The following is a 21,833-nucleotide window of genomic DNA, read 5'->3' on the forward strand; positions in this document are numbered from 1 at the left end:
ATCTGCTTGAGAGCGCTCAGCGGCCGCCGCTTACATTCAGGATCGCGCCTGTCGTATAGGACGCGGCGTCGGAGAGAAGATAGAGAACCGCGCCGGCGACTTCAGCCACTGTACCGGCTCTTTTCATCGGCAGCAGGTCGCGGAACCGCTCCACCCTGTCCGGCTGCCCGCCGGAAGCGTGGATATCCGTGTCGATGATGCCAGGGCGCACCGCATTGACGCGGATGCCTTCCAGCGCCACCTCGCGGGCGAGCCCGATGGTGAAGGTGTCGATGGCGCCCTTGGAGGCGGCATAATCGACATACTCGCCCGGCGAGCCCAATGTCGCTGCCGCCGACGAGATGTTGACTATGGACCCGCCCGACCCGCCATGGCGGGTCGACATGCGCTTGACCGCCTCACGGGCGCAGAGGAACGAGCCGACGACATTGATGCGCATCATGCGCTCCAGCCGCGAAACATCCATCTCGTCGACGCGCGCCCTGACGTCGACGATGCCGGCGTTGTTGACGAAAGCATCGAGCCGCCCATAGGCGCGGTCGACGGCCTCGAACATGGCCACGATATCGGCCTCGCTGCCGACATCGCCCTTGACCGCAAAAGCCTCGCCGCCGGCAGCCTCGATCTCCGCGACCAGTGCATCGGCGGCGCCCTGATTCGCAGCGTAGTTGACCGCGACCCTGTAGCCGGCCTTCGATCCAAACCGGCAGATCGCCGCGCCGATGCCGCGGCTGCCCCCGGTGACCAGCAGCACCTTTTGCGTCCCGCTCATTCCTGGCATCCCTTCAAGGCAAACACATCCCACGGCACTTTCGAAAACCCGCTGCCGCCATAGGCGCTGGATTGGCGCAGCGACGGCCCGAGGTCCGGCAGGATCAGCATCTTCGGCGCCTCGACCCCTTCGGCCGGCAGCAGTCCGACGTTGCCCTTGTCGTCCGCCGTGTAGATGACGCCATGCCAAGGCGTGCATGCCGCAAGCTCCTCGCCGGTGACGTCACCCTCGGGGCATTTGTACATCAGCGCGCCGTTCGGCCGCGACACGCCCTCGTTCCACATGACGATGCCGTTGAGCACCACATTGTTGTCGAGGATCATGCGGAACGTATTGGTGACGGTCGCCGAGGTGCCGGTCGGCGTGAAATCGATTTCGCTGCCGCTCTGGGTGTCGCCATAGACAGCGAGCTCGATCGGACAGGCGGCATTTGCAGCAGAGTCGGTGAACAACACGGCCAGCATCCCGGCTGCACATCGGATAGTGGGCGATAGGACGCTTTGCATCAGCGCGACCTACTTGCTCTCGCGGCCATCGGCGTGTTCCAGCACGCCGAAATCGGTCAGCAGCAACAACGGCTCGCCGGCTGCGTCCAGTCCCCAGAATGACGGATAAAATCCATCACCCCAGCCGCTCCAGAACATCGCGATGTTGAGCGGGTTGCCGGCAACCGGATGATGCATGACGAACCTGTCCTGGTTGGGTGCGAATTCGGCGGCCAGCACGTCGTCATAGTAATTCTCGTCGGCCTTGAGCTTGTCCTGTTCGGCCGACATCAGCGCCATCGCCGTCTTGTCCATGAAAGAGCCAAGGCCGGCATCGACGGGGTAGCCGAACATTTCGTCGTCCTTCAGGGTCGACACGTCCTGGTCTGGCAAGGTCGCCAGTTCCCAGCGGACCGGCGTGCCTGGGCGGAGCCGAAGGAACGCTGCTGCCACACGTCCCTGGGCCTCGAACAGAGAAACCGGATAACTTCCAGGTTTGACCTTGCGGCTCAATGCTGGCCAGTCATCGCCTGTGACCAGAGGATCGCAGGCCATAATCTCGCCCGTCGGCAATTCGAGTTGGCCGATCGGGGTGACCGTTATCTTCCGCTCCGCCAATTGCACGTCACTAAGGGCAAAGATGCCGAGGTTGCTGCTCACCTTTGCCGGATTCCATCCGGCGGCGATTGCCAGCGAAGGAACAGCAGTGGACAAGCCAAGCCAGAAAATACTGCGCCGAAAAGTCCGCTGCGCGCCGCCCGCGGCCCGGCCCAGTTTGAACCCGAACCGTTCCAGCCAGCCGCTCACGGGGCGGTTGGCCTTGCTCACAGATCGAGCACCAGCCGTTCCGGATCCTCCAGGCTTTCCTTGACGCGGACCAGGAAGGTCACCGCTTCCTTGCCGTCGACGATGCGGTGATCGTAGCTGAGCGCCAGATACATCATCGGCCGGATCACGATCTGGCCGCCGACCACGACAGGCCGATCCTGGATCTTGTGCATGCCGAGGATGCCCGACTGCGGTGCGTTGAGGATCGGCGTCGACATCAGCGACCCGTAAACGCCGCCGTTGGAAATCGTAAACGTCCCGCCTTGCATGTCGGCGACCGACAGCTTGCCGTCGCGCGCGGCGATGCCCAGCCGGCCGATGTCCTTTTCGATCTCGGCGATCGACATCTGGTCGGCATTGCGCACGACCGGCACGACAAGACCCTTCTCGGTGCCGACGGCGACGCCGATATGGGCATAATTCTTGAAGATGATGTCGGTGGCATCGATCTCGGCGTTGACCGAGGGGATTTCCTTCAGCGCGTGGGTGACGGCCTTGGTGAAGAAGCCCATGAAACCGAGCTTCACGCCGTGCTTCTTTTCGAACACATCCTTGTACTTGGTGCGCAGTGCCATCACCGCTGACATGTCGACCTCGTTGAAGGTGGTCAGCATGGCTGCGGTCGACTGCGCTTCCTTGAGGCGGCGCGCGATGGTCTGGCGCAGCTTGGTCATGCGCACGCGCTCCTCGCGCGAAGCGTCGTCGCCCGAGGACGGCGCGCGCACGGCAACCGGTGCAGGTGCCGCCTTCGGCGTCTCCGCCGGCTGCGACGGCGCACCCTTGGAGATGGCGTCGAGCACGTCGCCTTTCAGCACCTGGCCACGCTTTCCCGAACCGGAGATCTGGTCGACCGAGAGATTGCTTTCGGCGATCAGTTTCGCCGCGGCCGGTGCCGGTGGCATGGTGCGCGGCTCGACCGGGCCGGCATCGCCGGCGATCTTGGCGGTCTCGGCCGCGGCCTGCTTGCCGGTCGATGCCGCATCCGGCGACGAGGCCTGCGACACCGCCTGCGGCTTGGTCGCTGGTGCGGCGGCAGCGCCACCTGCCGAAATCGAACCGAGCAGCGCACCGACACCGACCGTCTCGCCTTCCTTGGCGGTGATTTCGCTTAAGGTTCCAGCGGCGGCGGCAGGCACCTCCACCGTCACCTTGTCGGTCTCGAGCTCGACCAGCGGCTCGTCGGCGACGATCGCGTCGCCGACCTTCTTGAACCATTTGCCGATGGTCGCTTCGGTGACGGATTCGCCGAGAGTGGGAACGCGGATTTCGGTAGCCATTGTGCCTGTCCGTTTTCTTTCGGTTCTGTTATTCGCCCAGATCTTCTCTATTCGCCGAGCGCGTCTTCGAGCAAGGCGGCGAGCTGGGCGAGATGCTTCGACATCAGTCCGGTCGCCGGCGAGGCGGCGGCCGGACGGCCGGTGTAGCGCACCCGCTGATGCTTGGCATCGATATGCGCCAGCACCCATTCCAGATAGGGGTCGATGAACGACCAGGCGCCCATGTTCTTGGGCTCCTCCTGGCACCACACCATCTCGGCATTGCGGAACCGCGACAGTTCGGTGATCAGCGCCTTGGCCGGGAACGGATAGAGCTGTTCGACGCGCAGCAGATAGATGTCGTTGATGCCGCGCTTCTCGCGCTCCTCGTAGAGGTCGTAATAGACCTTGCCCGAACACAGCACGACGCGGCGGATCTTCGAATCCTTGGTGAGCTTGATCGCCTGGCCGGAAAGCAGCTGCGCATCGTCCCACAGCAATCGGTGGAACGAGCTTTCACCCGAAATTTCCGGCAGCGTCGACACCGCCCGCTTATGGCGCAGCAGCGACTTCGGCGTCATCAGGATCAGCGGCTTACGGAAGTCGCGCTTCAGCTGCCGGCGCAATATGTGGAAGTAGTTGGCCGGCGTCGTACAGTTGGCCACTTGCATGTTATCTTCGGCGCAAAGCTGCAGGAAGCGTTCGAGCCGGGCCGAAGAATGTTCCGGGCCCTGGCCTTCATAGCCATGCGGCAGCAGGCAGACGAGGCCCGACATTCTGAGCCACTTGCGTTCACCCGAAGAGATGAACTGGTCGAACACCACCTGGGCACCGTTGGCGAAATCGCCGAACTGCGCTTCCCACAAGGTCAGCGCCTTGGGCTCGGCCAGGCTGTAGCCATATTCGAAGCCCAGCACCGCCTCTTCCGACAGCATCGAGTTGATGACTTCGTAGCCGGCTTGAGCCGCCGACAGATTGTTGAGCGGGATGTAGCGGGTCTCGTCGCGCTGGTCGTAAAGGACCGAGTGACGCTGCGAGAAGGTGCCGCGTTCGGAATCCTGCCCCGACAGGCGGATCGGATTGCCGTCGAGCAGGATGGCGCCGAAGGCCAGCGCCTCGGCCGTCGACCAGTCGATGCCTTCGCCGGACTCGATCGCCTGGCGGCGGTTTTCGAGGAAGCGGATGATCGTCTTGTGCGCCTCGAAATCCTTCGGCACCTCGGTCAGCTTCTTGCCGATTTCCTTCAGCGTCTTCACCGGCACGGCGGTCTTGCCGCGCCTTTGTTCGTCCTGGTTGTCGGCGGTGCGCAGGCCAGACCAGGCGCCGTCGAGCCAATCGGCCTTGTTGGGCTTGTAGTGCTGGCCGACTTCCCACTCGGATTCCAGATGCGCCCGCCAGTCGGCCTTGAGCTGGTCGAGCTCGGCCTGGGTGAGGTGACCCTCGGCGATCAGCCGGTCGCCGTAGATCTGCACGGTCGTCTTGTGGGTGCGGATGTTGCGGTACATGATCGGCTGGGTGAAGGCCGGCTCGTCGCCCTCATTGTGGCCGAAGCGGCGGTAGCAGAACATGTCGACCACAACAGGCTTGTGGAACTTCATGCGGAATTCGATCGCCACCTTGGTGGCGTGCACCACGGCTTCCGGATCGTCGCCATTGACGTGGAAGATCGGTGCTTCAATCATCTTGGCGACGTCGGACGGATAGGGCGACGAGCGCGAGAAGCGCGGATTGGTTGTGAAGCCGATCTGGTTGTTGATGATGAAATGCAACGTGCCGGCGACGCGGTGGCCGCGCAGGCCGGACAGGCCGAGGATTTCCGCGATCACGCCCTGGCCGGCAAAGGCGGCATCGCCATGCAGCAAGAGCGGCAGCACCTTGGCGCGCTCTTCCAGCGGCACGATTTCCTCGCGGCTGCGGCCGAACAGATAATCCTGCTTGGCGCGCGCCTTGCCCATCACCACCGGATCGACGATTTCCAGATGCGAGGGATTGGCGGTCAGGGACAGATGCACCTTGTTGCCGTCGAACTCGCGGTCCGACGAGGCGCCGAGATGGTACTTGACGTCGCCCGAACCCTCGACCTCGTCGGGTGCGGCCGAGCCGCCCTTGAACTCGTGGAAGATGGCGCGGTGCGGCTTGGCCATCACCTGGGAAAGCACGTTCAGCCTTCCGCGATGCGCCATGCCGAGCACGATCTCTTTCATGCCGAGCTGGCCGCCGCGCTTGACGATCTGCTCCAGCGCCGGGATCAGCGCTTCACTGCCATCGAGGCCGAAGCGCTTGGTGCCCTTGTACTTGACGTCGATGAACTGCTCAAAACCTTCGGCCTCGACCAGCTTCTGCAGGATCGCCTTCTTGCCGGTGGCGGTGAAGGTGATCTCCTTGTCGGCACCTTCGATGCGGGCCTGGATCCAGGCCTTTTCCTCGGGGTCGGAAATATGCATGAACTCGACGCCGAGCGTCGAGCAATAGGTGCGCGTCAGGATTTCCAGCATCTGCCGGATGGTGCCGAATTCGAGCCCGAGCACATTGTCGAGGAAGATCGGCCGGTCATAGTCGGCAGCGGTGAAGCCGTAATTTTCCGGCGACAGCTCGTTGTAGTCCTCGAGCGGCTTGGCGATGCCGAGCGGGTCGAGATTGGCATGCAGATGGCCGCGCATGCGGTAGGCGCGGATCATCATGATGGCGCGCACCGAATCGCGCGTCGCCTGATGCACGTCGGCGTCGGACAGGACGACGCCGTTGGTGACCGCCTTGTCCTTGACTTTCTTTTCGATCGTCTTCTCGACGATACCCCAATTGCCGTCGAGCGCCGACACCAGTTCGCCATTGGCCTGCAGCGGCCAGGAGGGCTTGGCCCAGGAGGCGCCCTTGGCATTCCTGCGCACATCGCCAGCATCGTCCTTCAGCCCGGCAAAGAACTCCTGCCATTCGGGATTGACCGAGGCTGGATCGTCCTCATAGGCGGCGTATAGCGCGTCGATATAGTCGGCGTTGCCGCCGTAAAGGAAAGAGGTGAGCGAAAATTGGTCGTTGGCCTGATCTTGTCTTGCCATTTTTGTCCGCGGAGCCCGGCTCCGTCTCCTGTTTTTGGAGGGAGTAGGGGAATAAGGGAATAGGGGAGTAGGGCTTTTTGCCGCTGCTATTTCCCTACTGCCCTACTCCCTTACTCCCCTATTCCTTAACCTTTGATCGCCTCGACCAGCGTCGTGCCCAGCCTTGCCGGCGAGGGCGATACCCTGATGCCGGCGGATTCCATCGCCGCGATCTTGTCTTCGGCGCCACCCTTGCCGCCGGAGATGACCGCGCCGGCGTGGCCCATGGTGCGGCCGGCCGGCGCCGTGCGCCCGGCGATGAAGCCGGCCATCGGTTTCTTGCGGCCACGCTTGGCTTCGTCCTTGAGGAACTGCGCGGCGTCTTCCTCGGCCGAACCGCCGATCTCGCCGATCATGATGATCGACTTGGTCTCCTCGTCGGCAAGGAACATCTCGAGCACGTCGATGAACTCGGTGCCCTTGACGGGGTCGCCGCCGATACCGACGGCGGTGGTCTGGCCGAGTCCGACATTGGTGGTCTGGAACACTGCCTCATAGGTAAGCGTTCCCGACCGCGAAACAACGCCGACCGAGCCCTTGCGGAAGATGTTTCCGGGCATGATGCCGATCTTGCATTCGTTGGGCGTCAGCACCCCCGGGCAGTTCGGCCCGATCAGCCGCGACGTCGAGCGGTCGAGCCGCGCCTTGACCCTGATCATGTCCATCACCGGGATGCCTTCGGTGATGCAGATGATCAGCGGGATCTCGGCCTCGATCGCTTCGAGGATGGCCTCGGCGGCACCCGCCGGCGGCACGTAGACGACCGAGGCATTGGCACCGGTCTTTTCCTTGCCCTCGGCGACGGTGGCGAAGATCGGCAGGCTTTCGCCCTTGGCGCCGGTCCACGTCTCGCCGCCCTTCTTGGGATGGATGCCGCCAACCATTTTCGTGCCGTGATAGGCCAGCGCCTGCTCGGTGTGGAACGTACCGGTCTTGCCGGTCAGGCCCTGCACCAGCACCTTGGTGTTCTTGTCGACGAGAATGGACATGGGAGCCCTTTTCTAAAAACTGTTGATCGAGGAAAACATGGTCAGAGCCGCTTCAGGTCAGCGACCGTGAGGTCGCTCTTGGCATTGCCGGTGTTGAGCGTCGTCGCCGGCTCGAACATCAGCACGACCGGTTCCGCGGTGAGCGAACGCGGCCGGTGCTCGACACCGCGCGGTACGACGATGAAGTCGCCCTCGCCGAGCTCGACCGGACCGTCACGGAAATCGATGGCGATACGCCCGCGCAGCACGAGGAAGGCTTCATCCTCATTGTCATGCGCATGCCAGTCGAACATCTCGCCGAACTTGGCGACCTTCGCCTGGCTGTCGTTGACGTCGCCGGCGATATGCGGATCGAAAACCTTGGTGATGGTCCGATCCGCCGCCTCGACGAGGTTTATCTTGCGCGGAGGCATCCGCTCAGCCCTTTACCGCCGCCACGATCTTCTTGGCTGCATCGTCGAGATCGTCGGCCGACACGACGTTGAGGCCGCTGTCGTTGATGATCTTCTTGCCGAGCTCGGCATTGGTGCCTTCCAGGCGCACCACCAGCGGCACTTCCAGGCCGACTTCCTTGACCGCGGCAATGACGCCCTCGGCAATGATGTCGCACTTCATGATGCCGCCGAAGATGTTGATCAGGATGCCCTTGACCGCCGGATCCCGGGTGATGATCTTGAACGCCGCCGTCACCTTCTCCTTCGACGCGCCACCGCCGACATCGAGGAAGTTGGCCGGTTCGGCACCGTAGAGCTTGATGATGTCCATCGTCGCCATGGCGAGGCCGGCGCCGTTGACCATGCAGCCGATATTGCCGTCGAGCGCGACATAGGCGAGGTCGTATTTCGACGCCTCGATCTCCTTCTCGTCCTCTTCGGTGGTGTCGCGCAGTTCGAGCACGTCGGGGTGGCGGAACAGCGCGTTGTTGTCGAACGACACTTTCGCGTCGAGCACGCGCAGCCGGCCGTTCTTCATCACGATCAGCGGGTTGACCTCGAGCAGGCTCATGTCCTTTTCGACGAAGGCCTTGTAGAGGATCGGGAACAGCGTATCACCGTCCTTGGCCGCATCGCCGTCGAGCTTGAGCGCGCCGTTGAGCGCCTTCAGGTCGGTTGCTGTGACGCCTTTTTCCGGATCGATGGCAACGGTGATGATCTTTTCGGGCGTGTCATGGGCGACCGCCTCGATGTCCATGCCGCCCTCGGTCGAGACGACGTAGGCGATGCGGCCGACCGAACGGTCGACCAGGATCGACAGATAGAGCTCGCGTTCGATGTCGGCGCCGTCTTCGATATAGAGGCGGTTGACCTGCTTGCCGGCCGGGCCGGTCTGCTTGGTCACCAGTGTGTTGCCCAGCATCTCGTTGGCGTTGGCGACGACATCGGCCACCGACTTGGCCAGCCGCACGCCGCCCTTGGCGTCCGGGCCGAGCTCGGTGAATTTGCCCTTGCCGCGGCCGCCGGCATGGATCTGGCTCTTCACCACATAGAGCGGGCCCGGCAGCGCCTTGGCGGCGGCTTCGGCTTCGCTCGCCTTGAACACCGGCACGCCTTCGGCCACCGGCGCGCCAAAGCTCTTCAGCAGCGCCTTGCCCTGATACTCATGGATGTTCATCTGGATGGTCTCCGGATCGACTGGGGGTTCACTTGCTGGAGATTCATTTGGAGGCGAGTTGCGGCGCGATCTTGACGCAGGCCTCGGTCAGGCCCTGCACCGTCGCCACAGAGGAGTCGAACATCTTCTGCTCGCTCTTGTTGAGTTCGATCTCGATGATACGCTCGACGCCGCCGGCGCCGATCACCACGGGAACGCCGACATAGGTGTTCTTGACGCCATACTGGCCGGAGAGATACGCCGCGCAGGGCAGCACGCGCTTCTTGTCCTTGAGATAGGCTTCGGCCATCGAGATCGCCGAAGCCGCCGGCGCGTAATAGGCCGAACCGGTCTTGAGCAGGCCGACGATCTCGGCGCCGCCGTCGCGGGTGCGCTGCACGATCTGGTCGAGCTTTTCCTTCGAGGTCCAGCCCATCTTGATGAGATCGGGCAGCGGAATGCCCGATACCGTCGAATAGCGGATCATCGGCACCATGGAATCGCCGTGGCCGCCGAGCACGAACGCGGTGACGTCCTCGACCGAGACCTTGAATTCCTCCGCCAGGAAATAGCGGAAGCGCGCGCTGTCGAGCACGCCGGCCATGCCGACGACATGGCTGTTGGGCAGTCCTGAGAACTTCTGCAGCGCCCAGACCATGGCGTCGAGCGGGTTTGTGATGCAGATGACGAAGGCCTTCGGCGCATACTTCTTCAGCCCGGCGCCGACCTGTTCCATGACCTTGAGATTGATGCCCAAAAGGTCGTCGCGGCTCATGCCGGGCTTGCGCGGCACGCCGGCGGTGACGATGCAGACATCGGCGCCTTCGATGCCGGCATAGTCGTTGATGCCGGTGAGCCTGGAGTCGAAGCCATCGACCGGCGACGACTGCGCGATATCGAGCCCCTTGCCCTGCGGGATACCTTCGGCAATATCGAACAGCACCACGTCGCCGAGGTCCTTGAGGCCGATCATGTGAGCGAGCGTGCCGCCGATCATGCCAGAGCCGATAAGCGCTATCTTGTTGCGTGCCATGTGAGGATGTTTTCCCTTTGTCGGTGACGACGTCTCAAATCTCTGGTGACTTGATGGCGGCGTCGAAGAAGAGGCCGGAATGCTGCGGGGAACCGCGAATTTTCGCCGCACCCAATAGCCCCGGCACGGAAAAAATTCAAACGATTATTTTGGTGTCAGTATTTTCAATCGGTTAGATCGCTTGGGATTTACGTAAACGTCAAATTTTGTAAGCCGACTTGGGAAGAAGTAGCCGATGAAGATGGAGATCGTAAGGCCGGATGCGGGCGATGACGCCCTTGTGATGGCGGTCGCCAAGGATATGTTCGACGAGCAGGTCAGGCCGGATTGGCTGGCTCGCAACAACAGAGCCGTTGATCGTGCTGGCGAGATAGAGGCGCGCGAAGGAAGGCTGCAGATCCGATTTCTACGCCTTTGCCTGCGACGCTTCCAACACCGCCTTTCCCTTCTGCCGCGCCGCCCAATCCTCCAGCCAGTCGCGGCTTTGCATCTCGATCAGCCGCGATGCGGTGCGCTCGAACTCGAAGACTTCGACGCCGCGCTTGGCTGCATAAAGCGCTTGCGGCGGCGCATCGGCGCTCACCACCATCCGCACATGATGGTCGTAGAGCGTGTCGATCAGAAGGATGAAGCGCTTGGCCTCGTTGCGCTTGCCTTCGCCGAGCACCGGGACATGGTCGATAAAAATGGTTGAGAAGCGACCGGCGATCGCCAGGAAATCTCGCGCGCCAAGCGGCTTTTCGCAGAGATCGGCAAAGGAGAACCGCGCCGCATCGCCCGCCGCGCGCGGCACGATCACCTGCCGTCCTTTGAGGGCGATCGATGTCTCGGCGGTCGGCGCGCCCCGCGTCATGGCTTGCCAGGCCTCGTCGAGTAGCTGGTCCGCGGCCGCATCGGCCGGCGTGACATAGACCGGTGTCCGGGCGAGCTTTTCCAGCCGGTAGTCTTTGTCGGCATCGAGCGCCAGCACCTGTGTGTGCCGCTCCAGAATGCCTATGAAGGGCAGGAAAAGCTGGCGGTTCAGCCCGTCGCTGTAGAGGTTTTCCGGCGCCACATTCGAGGTGGCGACCAGCACCACGCCGCTGGCAAACAGCGCCGAAAACAACCTGGACAGGATCATCGCGTCGGCAATGTCGGTGACCGAGAACTCGTCGAAGCACAGCACCCAGGCTTGCTCGGCAAGGGCCTTGGCCACCGGCGGGATCGGATCGTCTTCCCTGACGTCGCCATTCTTGCGCGCCTGCCGGTGCTTCTGGATACGGTCCTGCACGTCGGCCATGAAGTCGTTGAAGTGGACGCGGCGCTTGCGCCGCACCGGCAGCAAGTCGAAGAACATGTCCATCAGCATGGTCTTGCCGCGACCGACGCCGCCATGGATGTAGAGGCCTTTGACGGCCTCATGCGTCTCGCGCTTGCGGGCGAACAGCCAGCCCAGCGCGCTCGACTTATGCGCCAGCCGCTTGGCCGAAATCTCATCGGTCAGCCGGTCGAGTGCCGCAACGATCCGTTCCTGCGCCGGATCGCGGTCGATCGTACCGGTTTCCACCAGATGGTCGTAGCGCTGCCTGACGGTCGCATGGGTCTGGAGGCCGTCACGCAGATGCATCGGTCACGTCGTTCTGGAGCAATTCCGGGAACCGGAATTGCGTAAAACAAAAACTATCTCGTAAGCGAAATCGGCTGGCCGTTGGAAGTCTGGCCGTCGAATTTCGAGCCGCCCGAGGAATAGAGCCGCGCCAGCGCACCGCCGCTCTCGTCATAGAGCGTCAGCTGTTTGCCGGCGACGTTCCACGACTTGATGCCGTCCATCGGTGCCGGGCAGTGCAGCGGCCCGGCGCGGAAGCCGGCGCCAAATTTGGTCTGCGGTGTCGCCACCTTGCAGCTCTGGCCCGCAACGCTGGCGTTCCAGACACCGGCGACGCTGGCGGCGGTCACGTCCGAAGCGCCGGCCGGCGCCGAGCCGTCCGAAGGCAGCGCGGCGACCTGCGTGTTCGCCGGAGCGGTCGGGAATTGCGACGGGTCGGTGGTGCCGGGCGATGCCGGCGGCGGCAATTGGTTCGCCGTCACCTTGCCGGCGGGCGCGGCCTCCAGCGGTGCCGGTTGCTGGTCATCCATCGAGGAAAAACGTGAGGTCGAACAGCCGCTCGCAACGAGCGCCGCCAGCGATATGGCCACCAGACCGGTTTTCGAAAAAGTCATTCCAACCTCCGTCGGATCCGGCTGGGGGGAAGCCGTCCGCACAATCTCACCCCCACCAAGATGGAGAAGGTGGCGAAATTTCAACCCGATATGGTTAAAATACCGTTTGCAGCAGGAATTGTTGCAAATTTATCGCAATCGCGACGGCTGACCGTTTGTCGCGTGTCGCTTGGGAATTCCGGTCAACACTTCGTCGGTGGACGCTTGCGCGAACCGCCTTAGCGCCTATGTCTGGAAAACGAAACCCTGCTGGAGCCGCAAATTGGCCGCGAGAAAGACTGCCGCCAATCGCTATTACAGCGGCCCGCCCAGCGACCATTTCGACGGCGCATTGTTCTTCAATCCCGACGGCCAGCCACCCGGCCGTTTCGCCGACCTGCTGAAATGGCAGTTGAATGGCCAGCGCTCGAAATGGCCGGCGAGCGATGCAAGCCCCTTTCCGCAGGCAAAGCCGGCGACAAGGGTCGAGGGCGCCGCGCTGGAAGTGACCATGATTGGTCATTCCACCTTGCTGGTCCAGACGGCAGGTCTGAACATCCTCACCGATCCGGTGTGGTCGCTGCGCGCATCGCCGCTTTCCTTCGCCGGACCAAAACGCATCAATGCGCCAGGCATCGCCTTTGCCGACCTGCCGCCGATCGACTTCGTGCTGGTCAGCCACAACCATTACGACCATCTCGACCTCGCCACGTTGAAGCGGCTGAAGGCTGGCCACGACCCGCTGGTGCTCACTCCGCTCGGCAACGACGCCATCATCGAAGCTGCCGTGCCCGGCATGCGACTGTCGGCGCATGACTGGGGCGACAGGGTCGAGATCGGCGATGGCGCCGCCGTCCATGTCGAGCCGGTGCATCACTGGTCGGCGCGTGGCGCCCGCGACCGGCGCATGGCGCTTTGGGCCGGCTTCGTCGTCGAAACACCTGACAGCAAGCTCTATTTCGCCGGCGATACCGGCTTTCACAATGGCATCAACTACCGGCGGATGGCCGAGAAACATGGCGGTTTCCGCTTCGCCATCCTGCCGATCGGCGCCTATGAACCGCGCTGGTTCATGGCGCCGCAGCACCAGAACCCCTGGGAAGCGGTGCAAGGCATGACGCTGTGCAATGCCGCCCATGCCGCCGGCTGTCATTGGGGAACTTTCCAGCTCACTGACGAGCCGATCGACGAGCCGGCGCGCAAATTGACCGAGGCGCTTGACGATCAAGGCATCCCACGGCAGCGCTTTCGCGCCTTGCGGCCGGGCGAGGTCTGGAATGTACCGGAGCACATAGTGCCCTGATCCGCATCGGTTTCGACGGAACCCCAGCGCGGCAACAGCGTTTTCATGCGGTTGAAAAATCTGTCGGGTTGCGAGGCATCGCCATGCTCAAATGGATCATCATCCTCCTGATCGTCGCCGCGGCGGCGAGCCTGCTCGGCATGCCGGCGCTGGCAGGTGCTGCCGCCACCGGCGCGCGCATCCTTATCGGCATCGTTCTGATCATCTTCCTGCTGGTGGTGCTGGGCATTTTCGCCGTCACGTGAGTCCGGCGCTTTCGCCGTGACCAAGCGGCTGCGCACTGGTAATTCCTGCCCGTTTCCGCCATATAGCGCCAAACGGACACGGAATTTCCGGAGCAATGGCCAGCACTGCCCCTTTCGCCAAGATGAACGGCATCGGCAACGAGATCATCGTTGCCGATATGCGCGGCCGTGCCGATCGAGTGACGGGGGCGGCGGCGATTGCGCTGAACGCCGATGCCGCGACCAGCTTCGACCAGATCATGGCGATCCACGACGCAAGGACGCCGGGCACCGCCTTTTTCATCGACATATTGAATTCCGACGGAACTGGCGCGCAGGCCTGCGGCAATGGCATGCGCTGCGTCGTCCAGGCGCTCGCCGCCGAGACCGGCCAGAAGATCTTCACCTTCGAAACCGTGGCGGGCATCCTCAATGCGCGCGAACATGCCGACGGCTCGATCTCGGTCGATATGGGCACGCCACGCTTCGGCTGGCAGGATATCCCGCTGGCCGAGGAATTCCGCGACACCCGCATGATCGAGCTGCAGATCGGCCCGATCGACGCGCCGGTGCTGCATTCCCCCTCGGTCGTCTCGATGGGCAATCCGCACGCCATCTTCTGGGTCGACAATGACGTCTGGTCCTATGAGCTCGACCGCTTCGGCCCGCTGCTCGAGAACCATCCGATGTTCCCCGAGCGCGCCAACATCACCATCGCTCAGGTTACTTCGCCCGAAACCATGATCATCCGCACCTGGGAGCGCGGCGCCGGACTGACCAAGGCCTGCGGCTCGGCCGCCTGCGCGGCCGTGGTGGCCGCGGCCCGCACCAACCGGACCGGCCGCAGCGTCGGTCTGTTGACGCCAGGCGGCGGTACGCTGCATGTCGAATGGCGCGACGATGACCATGTGGTGCTGACCGGCGCCGCCGAATGGGAATTTTCCGGCAGCTTCGACCCGTCGAACGGCACATGGGCCCGCGACACCGAAAGCACGGCCTGATGTCCGCTCTGCCCAAGAGCCCGGTGTCCAAGGGCATCGATGTCGTCACCTTCGGCTGCCGGCTCAACACCTATGAATCGCAGGTGATGCGGCGCGAGGCTGAAAGTGCCGGTCTGGGCGCGCTGGAAGGCGGCGCTTTGATCTTCAACACCTGCGCCGTGACAGGCGAAGCAGTGCGCCAGGCCAAGCAGGCGATCCGCAAGGCCCGCCGCGACAACCCACGGGCACGCATCATCGTCACCGGCTGCGCCGCGCAGACCGAGCCTGAAAAATTCGCTGCCATGGACGAGGTCGATCTCGTGCTTGGCAATGAAGAGAAGCTGAAGGCGCATTCCTATCGCGCGCTGCCGGATTTCGGCGTCAACGACACCGAGAAGGCGCGCGTCAACGATATCTTTTCGGTGCGTGAGACCGCAGGCCACATGGTCGACGCCATCGAGGGCCGGGCACGCGCTTTCGTCCAGGTGCAGAATGGCTGCGACCACCGCTGCACCTTCTGCATCATTCCCTACGGCCGCGGCAATTCGCGCTCGGTGCCGATGGGCGCCGTGGTCGAGCAGGTCAAGCGGCTCGCCGGCAACGGCTATGCCGAGATCGTGCTGACCGGCGTCGACATGACATCATTCGGCGCCGATCTGCCGGGGGCGCCGAAGCTCGGCAAACTGGTGAAAACAATCCTGAAACAGGTGCCCGACGTGAAGCGGCTGCGGCTGTCGTCGATCGATTCGATCGAAGCTGACGACGATTTGCTCGATGCCATCGCCACCGAGCCCAGGCTGATGCCGCATCTGCATCTGTCGCTGCAATCGGGCGACGACATGATCCTGAAGCGGATGAAGCGAAGGCACCTACGCGATCAGTCGATCCGCTTCTGCGAGGATGTGCGCAAGCTGCGCCCCGGTATCGTCTTTGGCGCCGACATCATCGCCGGCTTCCCGACCGAGACCGACGAAATGTTCGAGAACTCGGAAAAAATTGTCGAGGAGTGTGGCCTGACCCATCTCCACGTCTTCCCCTTCAGCCCACGCGAAGGCACGCCCGCCGCGCGCATGCCGCAGCTCCGCCGCGAGGTCGTCAAGCAGCGCGCCGCCCGGCTGCGTGCCGCCGGTGAAGCTGCCTATTTCAGGCATCTGTCGTCGCTCACCGGAACGCGCCAGTCGATCCTGATCGAGCGCGACGGCCTTGGCCGCACCGAGGGTTTTACGCTTGCCGCACTCGGCACGGGCGCACCGGGTGAGATCGTCGAGGCTGAGATATCAGGCCACGATGGTAGCAGGCTGATCGCGGCGCCCCTTGCCGCCCGCGCCGCCTGAGAACGCAAAGCATGGCTGGTTTTTTCAAGAAGATATTTTCGTTCGGCAAGAAAGAGGTTGTCGAGGAGCGGATCGACGAGACCGCCCCGCTGCCGCCGATCAAATGGGAAGCACTCGATGCGCTGAAGCCGGCGGCCGAACAGGTCGTTCCGGAGTTCTTGAAGCGCGACGAGCCGCTGCCCGAGGCGGAAACGACGCCGGCGCCGGTAGTCGAGCCGGAGGTAATTCCTGCGCCGCAACCGGCGCCTGTCGAGGAACCGGCGCCCGAGCCGGAGCCAACCATCCCGCCAGTACCGGAGCCGGCTGTTCCCTCAGAGCCAGAACCTCTGCCGGAGCCCGAGCCGGAAGAAGAACCAGCGCCCGAGACGCCAGCCGAGCCGCCGGCGCCCGAGGAGGTACCAACACCTCCCGCCGTTCCGGAACCTGCTCCCGAACCGCAGCCGCAAGAAGTCCCTGCTCCGGCGCCGGCCGAGCCGGAGATCGTCCCGTCGCGGCCGGAAAAGCAGCCGGAGCCGGCCCCGGTCGAAGTGCCGACGCCTGTCGAGGTTCCGGCAGAAACACCAGCGCCGATCGAGGTGCCGACACCGGCGCCGTCCCCTCTTCAGCCGTCTTCAGAGGCCGGCACCGCCCCTCATCCGCCTGCCGGCACCTTCTCCCCGTATAGAGACGGGGAGGAGGGGGCTAGCGGTGAAGCTGCGCCTCCTCTTGCAAACATCGAAGACGAAGCCTCAACGCTGACGCCCCCCTCTCCCCGTCCTTCACGGGGAGAGGGTAGGGGTGAGGGGCGGCACGAACTTGCGAAAGATTCGGCGCCACCCGTGGAAGCCATGCCGGCTGCTCTCGTGGCCGAAGCGCCCGCCGCCGAAATCGCACCTCCCATTCGCCAGCCTGCGCCGATCGAATCGCAGCCAGTCATTGCGGAAATCGCGCCCGAGCCGCAGTCTCTTCCACAACCCGCGCCGGAGCCTAAGCCCGCTCCCGGCAAGGTGACCGTCACCAAAAAGGTCGAGCAGAAGGCCGAGCCGCAGAAGGCGCCGGAGCCGGCGCCGAGGCGCTCCTGGTTCCAGCGCATGAAGGACGGGCTTGCCCGCTCCTCGAAGGAGCTCACCGGCAACATTGCCGGCGTCTTCACCAAGCGCAAGCTGGACGAAGAGACTTTGCAGGACCTTGAGGATGTGCTGATCCGTGCCGATCTCGGCATGGAGACGGCCTTGCGCGTTACCGACGCGCTGGCCGCCAGCCGCTACGGCAAGGACGTCTCCGACACCGAGGTCCGCGCCATCATGGCGGCCGAGGTGGAAAAGGTGCTGACCCACGTCGCCATGCCGCTGGAGCTCGACCTCTCCCACAAACCGCATGTCATTCTGGTGGTCGGCGTCAACGGCACCGGCAAGACCACCACGATCGGTAAGCTCGCCGCCAAGCTCACCGATGGCGGCCTATCGGTCATGCTCGCCGCCGGCGACACCTTCCGCGCCGCCGCGATCGAGCAACTGAAGATCTGGGGCGAGCGGACGAAATCGCCGGTCATCGCCTCCAAGATCGGCGCCGATGCCGCAGGGCTCGCCTATGACGCCTTCGAGAAGGCCAGGGAAGCCGGTTCCGACGTGCTGATCATCGACACCGCCGGCCGCCTGCAGAACAAGACCGAACTGATGGCCGAGCTCGAAAAGATCGTTCGCGTGCTGGGCAAACTCGACCCGGAAGCGCCGCACACCGTGCTGCAGACAGTCGACGCCACCACCGGCCAGAACGCGCTCAACCAGGTCGAGATCTTCCGCAATATCGCCGGTGTCAACGGCCTGGTGATGACCAAGCTGGACGGCACGGCACGCGGCGGTATTCTGGTGGCGATCGCGGCAAAGCACAAATTGCCGGTTTATTTCATCGGCGTCGGCGAACAGGTCGACGACCTCGAACCGTTCTCAGCAAGCGAATTCGCCAGGGCGATCGCTGGAGTAGCCTAACAAGCATGTCCCAAAAAGGTGCAGACTTTTTGGATCAGATCATGCGCAAGAAAGAGATTCCATGAACCCACCCATTCTCGAACGCGATCCGTCGGACCCGCAGAAGCAGAAGAAGGAAGGCGTCAATCCGCTGCTCAAGCTGGTGCTGGAGCTTGGGCCGTTGATGGTGTTCTTCTTCGCCAATGCGCGCAGCGGATGGCTGGTGCAGAAATTCCCTGTTCTGGCCGAGTTCGGCGGGCCGATCTTCGTCGCCACCGGGCTGTTCATGGCCGCCACGGCAATCGCGCTGATCGCCTCGTGGCTGCTCACCCGCACCTTGCCGATCATGCCGATGGTGTCGGGCGTCGTCGTCTTCATCTTCGGCGCGCTGACGCTCTATCTGCAGGACGACATCTTCATCAAGATGAAGCCGACCATCGTCAACACGCTGTTCGGCGGCGTGCTGCTCGGCGGCCTCTACTTCGGCAAGTCGCTGCTTGGCTATGTCTTCGATTCAGCCTTCAGCCTCGACGCCGATGGCTGGCGGAAACTGACCTTCCGCTGGGGCCTGTTCTTCCTGTTCCTGGCCATCGTCAATGAGGTGGTGTGGCGCAATTTTTCCACCGACGCCTGGGTTACTTTCAAGGTCTGGGGCATCATGCCGATCACGCTTCTATTCACCTTCAGCCAGATGCCGCTGATCCTGCGTCATTCACTCGAGGACAAGGCCGGCAAAGAAGAGAAGGCCGGGAAATAGTGCAACTCCAGGAAAAGTGTCCGGAGTTGCGTCAAAACAAAGGGAAACAGCGGTTCTGCGTTCGTGAGACAATGAACCGTTCTGGGGAGAGGGACATGGAATTCATCACCACGCACGACCAGTTGAGGACGATCTACAAGACGCCACGGCCGACCGACGGTTCTATCCGCAAGGAGCTGAAAAAACTTGACGGCCATTGCCGCTCCTTCATCGGCAAGAGCCCGTTCGTGCTGATCGGCTCGTCCGACGGTGCCGGCAACGCCGACGTGACGCCGAAGGGCGACAAACCGGGCTTTGCCACCGTTCTCGACGACACCACCATCGCCATTCCCGACCGGCCCGGCAACAACCGGCTCGACACGCTGGAGAACATCCTCCTCAATCCCTCGGTCGGGCTGCTCTTCCTCATTCCCGGCATGAACGAGACGCTGCGCGTCAACGGCGATGCCCGCATCACCGTCGACGCAAATTTGCGCGAACGGCTCGCCGTCGACGGCAGGGAGCCGCAAAGCGTCGTCGTGGTCAGCGTCAAGGCCGCCTACATGCACTGCGCAAAAGCCTTCATGCGCTCGGATTTGTGGAAGCCGGAAACCTGGTACGACCGCGCGACGCTGCCGACGCTCGGCCAGATCATGCGCGATCAGCTGGCGGTTGCCGATTCCGCCGAGGCGACCGATCGCTGGCTCGACGAGGAATACAGGAAGACGATGTGGTAGGTTTCCGAACGCGATTCGCGTCTGGACCGATTCCATACATTGCTGAACATCCTTGCCATTTCCGGCAGCCTGCGCGCGGCCTCCACAAATTCGGCGCTGATCGCCGCACTGGCGCGCGAAGCGCCGTCCGGCTGCCGCGTCACCGTCCGTGACGGGCTCGGCCGTCTACCGATCTTCAATCCCGACGATGAAGGCGAGCGGACACCGCTCGAAGCCTCCAAGCTGATCGATGCCGTCAGCCGAGCCGACGGCCTGATCGTTTCCTGTCCGGAATATGCCCATGGCGTGCCGGGCGGGCTGAAGAACGCGCTCGACTGGCTGGTCTCGCGCGATGCCGCTGTCGCCAAGCCCGCCATGCTGGCACACGCCTCGCCGCGCTCGCTGTTCGCCCGCGCCGCACTGGCCGAGATCATGCGCACCATGTCGTTCGCACTTTGCGACGACGTGCTGGAGATTGCCCTGCTCGGCAAGAAGCCGCCGGAGGTGGCGGGCATCCTCGACGAGCCGGGGAACCGGCAGGCGATGCATGATGCGCTGAATGCCTTCGCGGAGTTTATCCGCTCGCGTTGAGCGGCGGCCACCCCAGACCTTCGAGCTAGCCCTTTCGCAGCGTCTCCACATCAGTCTTCCCAACGTACCAATCGCGCGCGTTGACCTCTTCAAAAACCACCCAGACATCGTCGTTGCTCAGCCCGGTGGCGTCCATGATGGCCGCCGTCACCTTTTTGGCGATGTCCGCCTTCTTGCCTGCCGGATCGGCTGATATCACTTCCTTGACGATGCGGATGTTGACGAATGGCATTTTTTCCTCCCGGGATGTTCGTGCTCGCGACCCGCTTCGATGAAACCGTCGAACGGCCGCCAGTGCTCCAGTCTCAGCCAGTGCTCCAGTCTCAGTATGTCTTGGCGCCGTTGACCATGAGCCGCACCATGTAGAGCGACGTGGTGCCGGCGATGTAGAGGCAATTCAGCTTGTTGCCGCCGAACACGCAGTTGGCGGTGACTTCCGGCACCTTGACCTTGCCGATCAGCGTGCCGTCCGGATCGTAGCAATGGATGCCGTCGGCGGCACTCGTCCAGATGCGGCCGTCCTCGTCGAGCCTGAAGCCGTCGAACAGGCCGGCCGTGCAGTCGGCGAAGACTTTCTCGCCCGAAACCTTCTTGCCGCCCTTGCCGACATTGAACACCCGCATATGCGCCGGATTCTGGGCGCCATGCGTGCGGCCGGTGTCGACGACATAAAGCTTGCTCTCGTCGAGCGAGAAAGCCAGGCCGTTGGGCCGGACCATGTCGGTGATGACGGCTTCGACCTCGCCGGTGCCGGGATCGACCCGGTAGACATGGCAGGCGCCGATTTCGCTCTCGGCCCTGTCGCCCTCATAATCCGTATCGATGCCGTAGCTCGGATCGGTGAACCAGATCGAGCCGTCGGATTTCACCACCGCGTCGTTGGGCGAATTCAGCCGCTTGCCCTTCCATTTGGACGCGATCGTGGTGACCGAGCCGTCGAACTCGGTGCGGCTGACACGGCGGCCCGAATGCTCGCAGGTGATCAGCCGGCCCTGCCGGTCGACGCTGTTGCCGTTCGAATTGCCGGACGGCTCGCGGAAGACGCTGACATTGCCGTCGGTTTCGTCATAACGCAGCATGCGGTTGTTGGGGATGTCGGACCAGATGACATAGCGTCCGGCGGCGAACCAGGCCGGCCCCTCCGCCCACTGGCATCCGGTGAACAGCTTCTCGACCTGCGCGTTGCCATTAAACAGGCGCGCGAAGCGCGGATCGAGAATTTCATAATAGTCTGCGGCCGCCATGCTTTCCTCCCGGCATCAATGACACCGGATCAAGCCAGCCGGAGGGACAGAAGGCAATGTGGGTACGCACAGTGTCATGCAAAAGATCGCTTGCCGGCTCTGCGCATGACGTTAGCGCCGTATTAACTGGCTATGCGTCCAGCGCAATGGTGCATTGCAACATCTTCTTTTTGCAATGCACCATTACTATGTCATGCTTCGTATCGATCAAGGGAGGAAGAAACCGCCGCCGAAACGCGGCGCCAAAAAAGGAACCTTGCTATGATCCTCGACAGTCTCATGACCCGCGCTCGCAACAGCATTGCCAAGCGCAAGCACTACAACCGCCTTGTCGCCGAAATCGACAGCTTTTCCAGCCGCGATCTGGCCGACATGCGCGCCGATCGCTCGGAAATGCTCTACCAGATCCACAAGCAGATCTACGGCTGATCTCGAGTCCGATAAGACGCACCGCCAAGGTGCGTTGAGATTCAGGTCAGGCCGAGACGAAAACGGTGGTTTCCGAGAACCGGAGCGGAGCGTACTTAAGTACG

Annotated in this window: 22 protein-coding genes; 9 read left to right on the top strand and 13 right to left on the bottom strand. The window is 63.1% G+C overall.

Annotation, left to right across the window (positions count from 1 at the left end; translation table 11 throughout):
* Positions 1-16: 16 nt before the first annotated feature.
* The 11 genes from NKJ67_RS16070 to NKJ67_RS16120 form a co-directional block, all read right to left on the bottom strand.
* Positions 17-772: an SDR family oxidoreductase gene (locus NKJ67_RS16070; protein ID WP_352581925.1), complete on the bottom strand. Its 756-nt coding sequence runs from the start codon at positions 770-772 to the stop codon at positions 17-19.
* On the bottom strand, positions 769-1,236 hold the full coding sequence (locus NKJ67_RS16075; protein WP_352581926.1) for a hypothetical protein: 468 nt from the start codon (positions 1,234-1,236) through the stop codon (positions 769-771). Before NKJ67_RS16075 ends, NKJ67_RS16070 begins: the two co-directional genes overlap by 4 nt.
* A 51-nt stretch (positions 1,237-1,287) precedes the next feature.
* Positions 1,288-1,986 (bottom strand): DUF4241 domain-containing protein, encoded by a 699-nt coding sequence (locus NKJ67_RS16080; protein ID WP_352581981.1) that lies wholly within the window; start codon positions 1,984-1,986, stop codon positions 1,288-1,290.
* A gap of 95 nt (positions 1,987-2,081) precedes the next feature.
* Entirely contained in the window at positions 2,082-3,362 is a 1,281-nt protein-coding gene (odhB, locus tag NKJ67_RS16085) for a 2-oxoglutarate dehydrogenase complex dihydrolipoyllysine-residue succinyltransferase (RefSeq protein ID WP_292458572.1), read from the bottom strand.
* A 47-nt stretch (positions 3,363-3,409) separates the two neighbouring features.
* Positions 3,410-6,397: a 2-oxoglutarate dehydrogenase E1 component gene (locus NKJ67_RS16090; RefSeq protein ID WP_127267775.1), complete on the bottom strand. Its 2,988-nt coding sequence runs from the start codon at positions 6,395-6,397 to the stop codon at positions 3,410-3,412.
* 125 nt (positions 6,398-6,522) lie between these two features.
* Positions 6,523-7,425, bottom strand: coding sequence for a succinate--CoA ligase subunit alpha (sucD, locus tag NKJ67_RS16095; protein ID WP_256747791.1), 903 nt, complete (start codon positions 7,423-7,425; stop codon positions 6,523-6,525).
* Between the two features lie 41 nt (positions 7,426-7,466).
* On the bottom strand, positions 7,467-7,838 hold the full coding sequence (locus NKJ67_RS16100) for a cupin domain-containing protein (protein WP_023811285.1): 372 nt from the start codon (positions 7,836-7,838) through the stop codon (positions 7,467-7,469).
* A gap of 4 nt (positions 7,839-7,842) precedes the next feature.
* Positions 7,843-9,036, bottom strand: a complete 1,194-nt coding sequence (gene sucC / locus NKJ67_RS16105; protein WP_352581927.1) for an ADP-forming succinate--CoA ligase subunit beta — start codon at positions 9,034-9,036, stop codon at positions 7,843-7,845.
* A gap of 43 nt (positions 9,037-9,079) precedes the next feature.
* Positions 9,080-10,048, bottom strand: a complete 969-nt coding sequence (mdh, locus tag NKJ67_RS16110) for a malate dehydrogenase (RefSeq protein ID WP_013528846.1) — start codon at positions 10,046-10,048, stop codon at positions 9,080-9,082.
* A gap of 406 nt (positions 10,049-10,454) precedes the next feature.
* Entirely contained in the window at positions 10,455-11,654 is a 1,200-nt protein-coding gene (gene zapE, locus NKJ67_RS16115) for a cell division protein ZapE (protein ID WP_292337413.1), read from the bottom strand.
* Positions 11,655-11,707: 53 nt separating this feature from the next.
* Complete coding sequence (locus NKJ67_RS16120) at positions 11,708-12,247, bottom strand: protease inhibitor Inh/omp19 family protein (protein ID WP_127296327.1); 540 nt, start codon at positions 12,245-12,247, stop codon at positions 11,708-11,710.
* Between the two features lie 262 nt (positions 12,248-12,509).
* Between NKJ67_RS16120 and NKJ67_RS16125 the strand changes: the two genes are divergently transcribed.
* From NKJ67_RS16125 to NKJ67_RS16160, 8 genes are all read left to right on the top strand, one after another.
* A complete protein-coding gene (locus NKJ67_RS16125) occupies positions 12,510-13,529 on the top strand; it encodes an MBL fold metallo-hydrolase (RefSeq protein ID WP_352581928.1) in 1,020 nt (339 codons plus the stop codon).
* 83 nt (positions 13,530-13,612) lie between these two features.
* Positions 13,613-13,774, top strand: coding sequence for a DUF1328 family protein (locus tag NKJ67_RS16130; protein WP_013528842.1), 162 nt, complete (start codon positions 13,613-13,615; stop codon positions 13,772-13,774).
* Positions 13,775-13,869: 95 nt separating this feature from the next.
* Positions 13,870-14,754, top strand: a complete 885-nt coding sequence (dapF, locus tag NKJ67_RS16135; RefSeq protein WP_352581929.1) for a diaminopimelate epimerase — start codon at positions 13,870-13,872, stop codon at positions 14,752-14,754.
* Positions 14,754-16,067 (top strand): tRNA (N(6)-L-threonylcarbamoyladenosine(37)-C(2))-methylthiotransferase MtaB, encoded by a 1,314-nt coding sequence (gene mtaB / locus NKJ67_RS16140; RefSeq protein WP_352581930.1) that lies wholly within the window; start codon positions 14,754-14,756, stop codon positions 16,065-16,067. Before dapF ends, mtaB begins: the two co-directional genes overlap by 1 nt.
* A gap of 11 nt (positions 16,068-16,078) precedes the next feature.
* On the top strand, positions 16,079-18,034 hold the full coding sequence (ftsY, locus tag NKJ67_RS16145) for a signal recognition particle-docking protein FtsY (protein WP_352581931.1): 1,956 nt from the start codon (positions 16,079-16,081) through the stop codon (positions 18,032-18,034).
* 61 nt (positions 18,035-18,095) lie between these two features.
* The gene (locus NKJ67_RS16150) at positions 18,096-18,770 is read left to right on the top strand and encodes a septation protein A (RefSeq protein ID WP_127268190.1); all 675 of its coding nucleotides are present in this window, start codon (positions 18,096-18,098) and stop codon (positions 18,768-18,770) included.
* A 95-nt stretch (positions 18,771-18,865) separates the two neighbouring features.
* Positions 18,866-19,486 (top strand): pyridoxamine 5'-phosphate oxidase family protein, encoded by a 621-nt coding sequence (locus NKJ67_RS16155; RefSeq protein ID WP_127320935.1) that lies wholly within the window; start codon positions 18,866-18,868, stop codon positions 19,484-19,486.
* A gap of 39 nt (positions 19,487-19,525) precedes the next feature.
* Positions 19,526-20,056: an NADPH-dependent FMN reductase gene (locus NKJ67_RS16160; RefSeq protein ID WP_256747783.1), complete on the top strand. Its 531-nt coding sequence runs from the start codon at positions 19,526-19,528 to the stop codon at positions 20,054-20,056.
* Between the two features lie 25 nt (positions 20,057-20,081).
* On the opposite strand, the gene NKJ67_RS16165 is transcribed toward NKJ67_RS16160, so the two are convergent.
* Positions 20,082-20,288 carry a tautomerase family protein gene (locus tag NKJ67_RS16165; protein WP_023811297.1) on the bottom strand — a complete coding sequence of 69 codons (207 nt, stop codon included), beginning with the start codon at positions 20,286-20,288 and terminating at the stop codon, positions 20,082-20,084.
* A gap of 91 nt (positions 20,289-20,379) precedes the next feature.
* Complete coding sequence (locus tag NKJ67_RS16170; protein ID WP_352581932.1) at positions 20,380-21,300, bottom strand: SMP-30/gluconolactonase/LRE family protein; 921 nt, start codon at positions 21,298-21,300, stop codon at positions 20,380-20,382.
* Between the two features lie 261 nt (positions 21,301-21,561).
* Here NKJ67_RS16170 and NKJ67_RS16175 point away from each other — a divergent pair, with 261 nt between their 5' ends.
* Complete coding sequence (locus NKJ67_RS16175) at positions 21,562-21,729, top strand: hypothetical protein (RefSeq protein WP_013528833.1); 168 nt, start codon at positions 21,562-21,564, stop codon at positions 21,727-21,729.
* The last annotated feature ends 104 nt before the right edge of the window (positions 21,730-21,833 follow it).

It is taken from the genome of Mesorhizobium sp. M0088 (assembly GCF_040322895.1).
GTDB lineage: Bacteria > Pseudomonadota > Alphaproteobacteria > Rhizobiales > Rhizobiaceae > Mesorhizobium.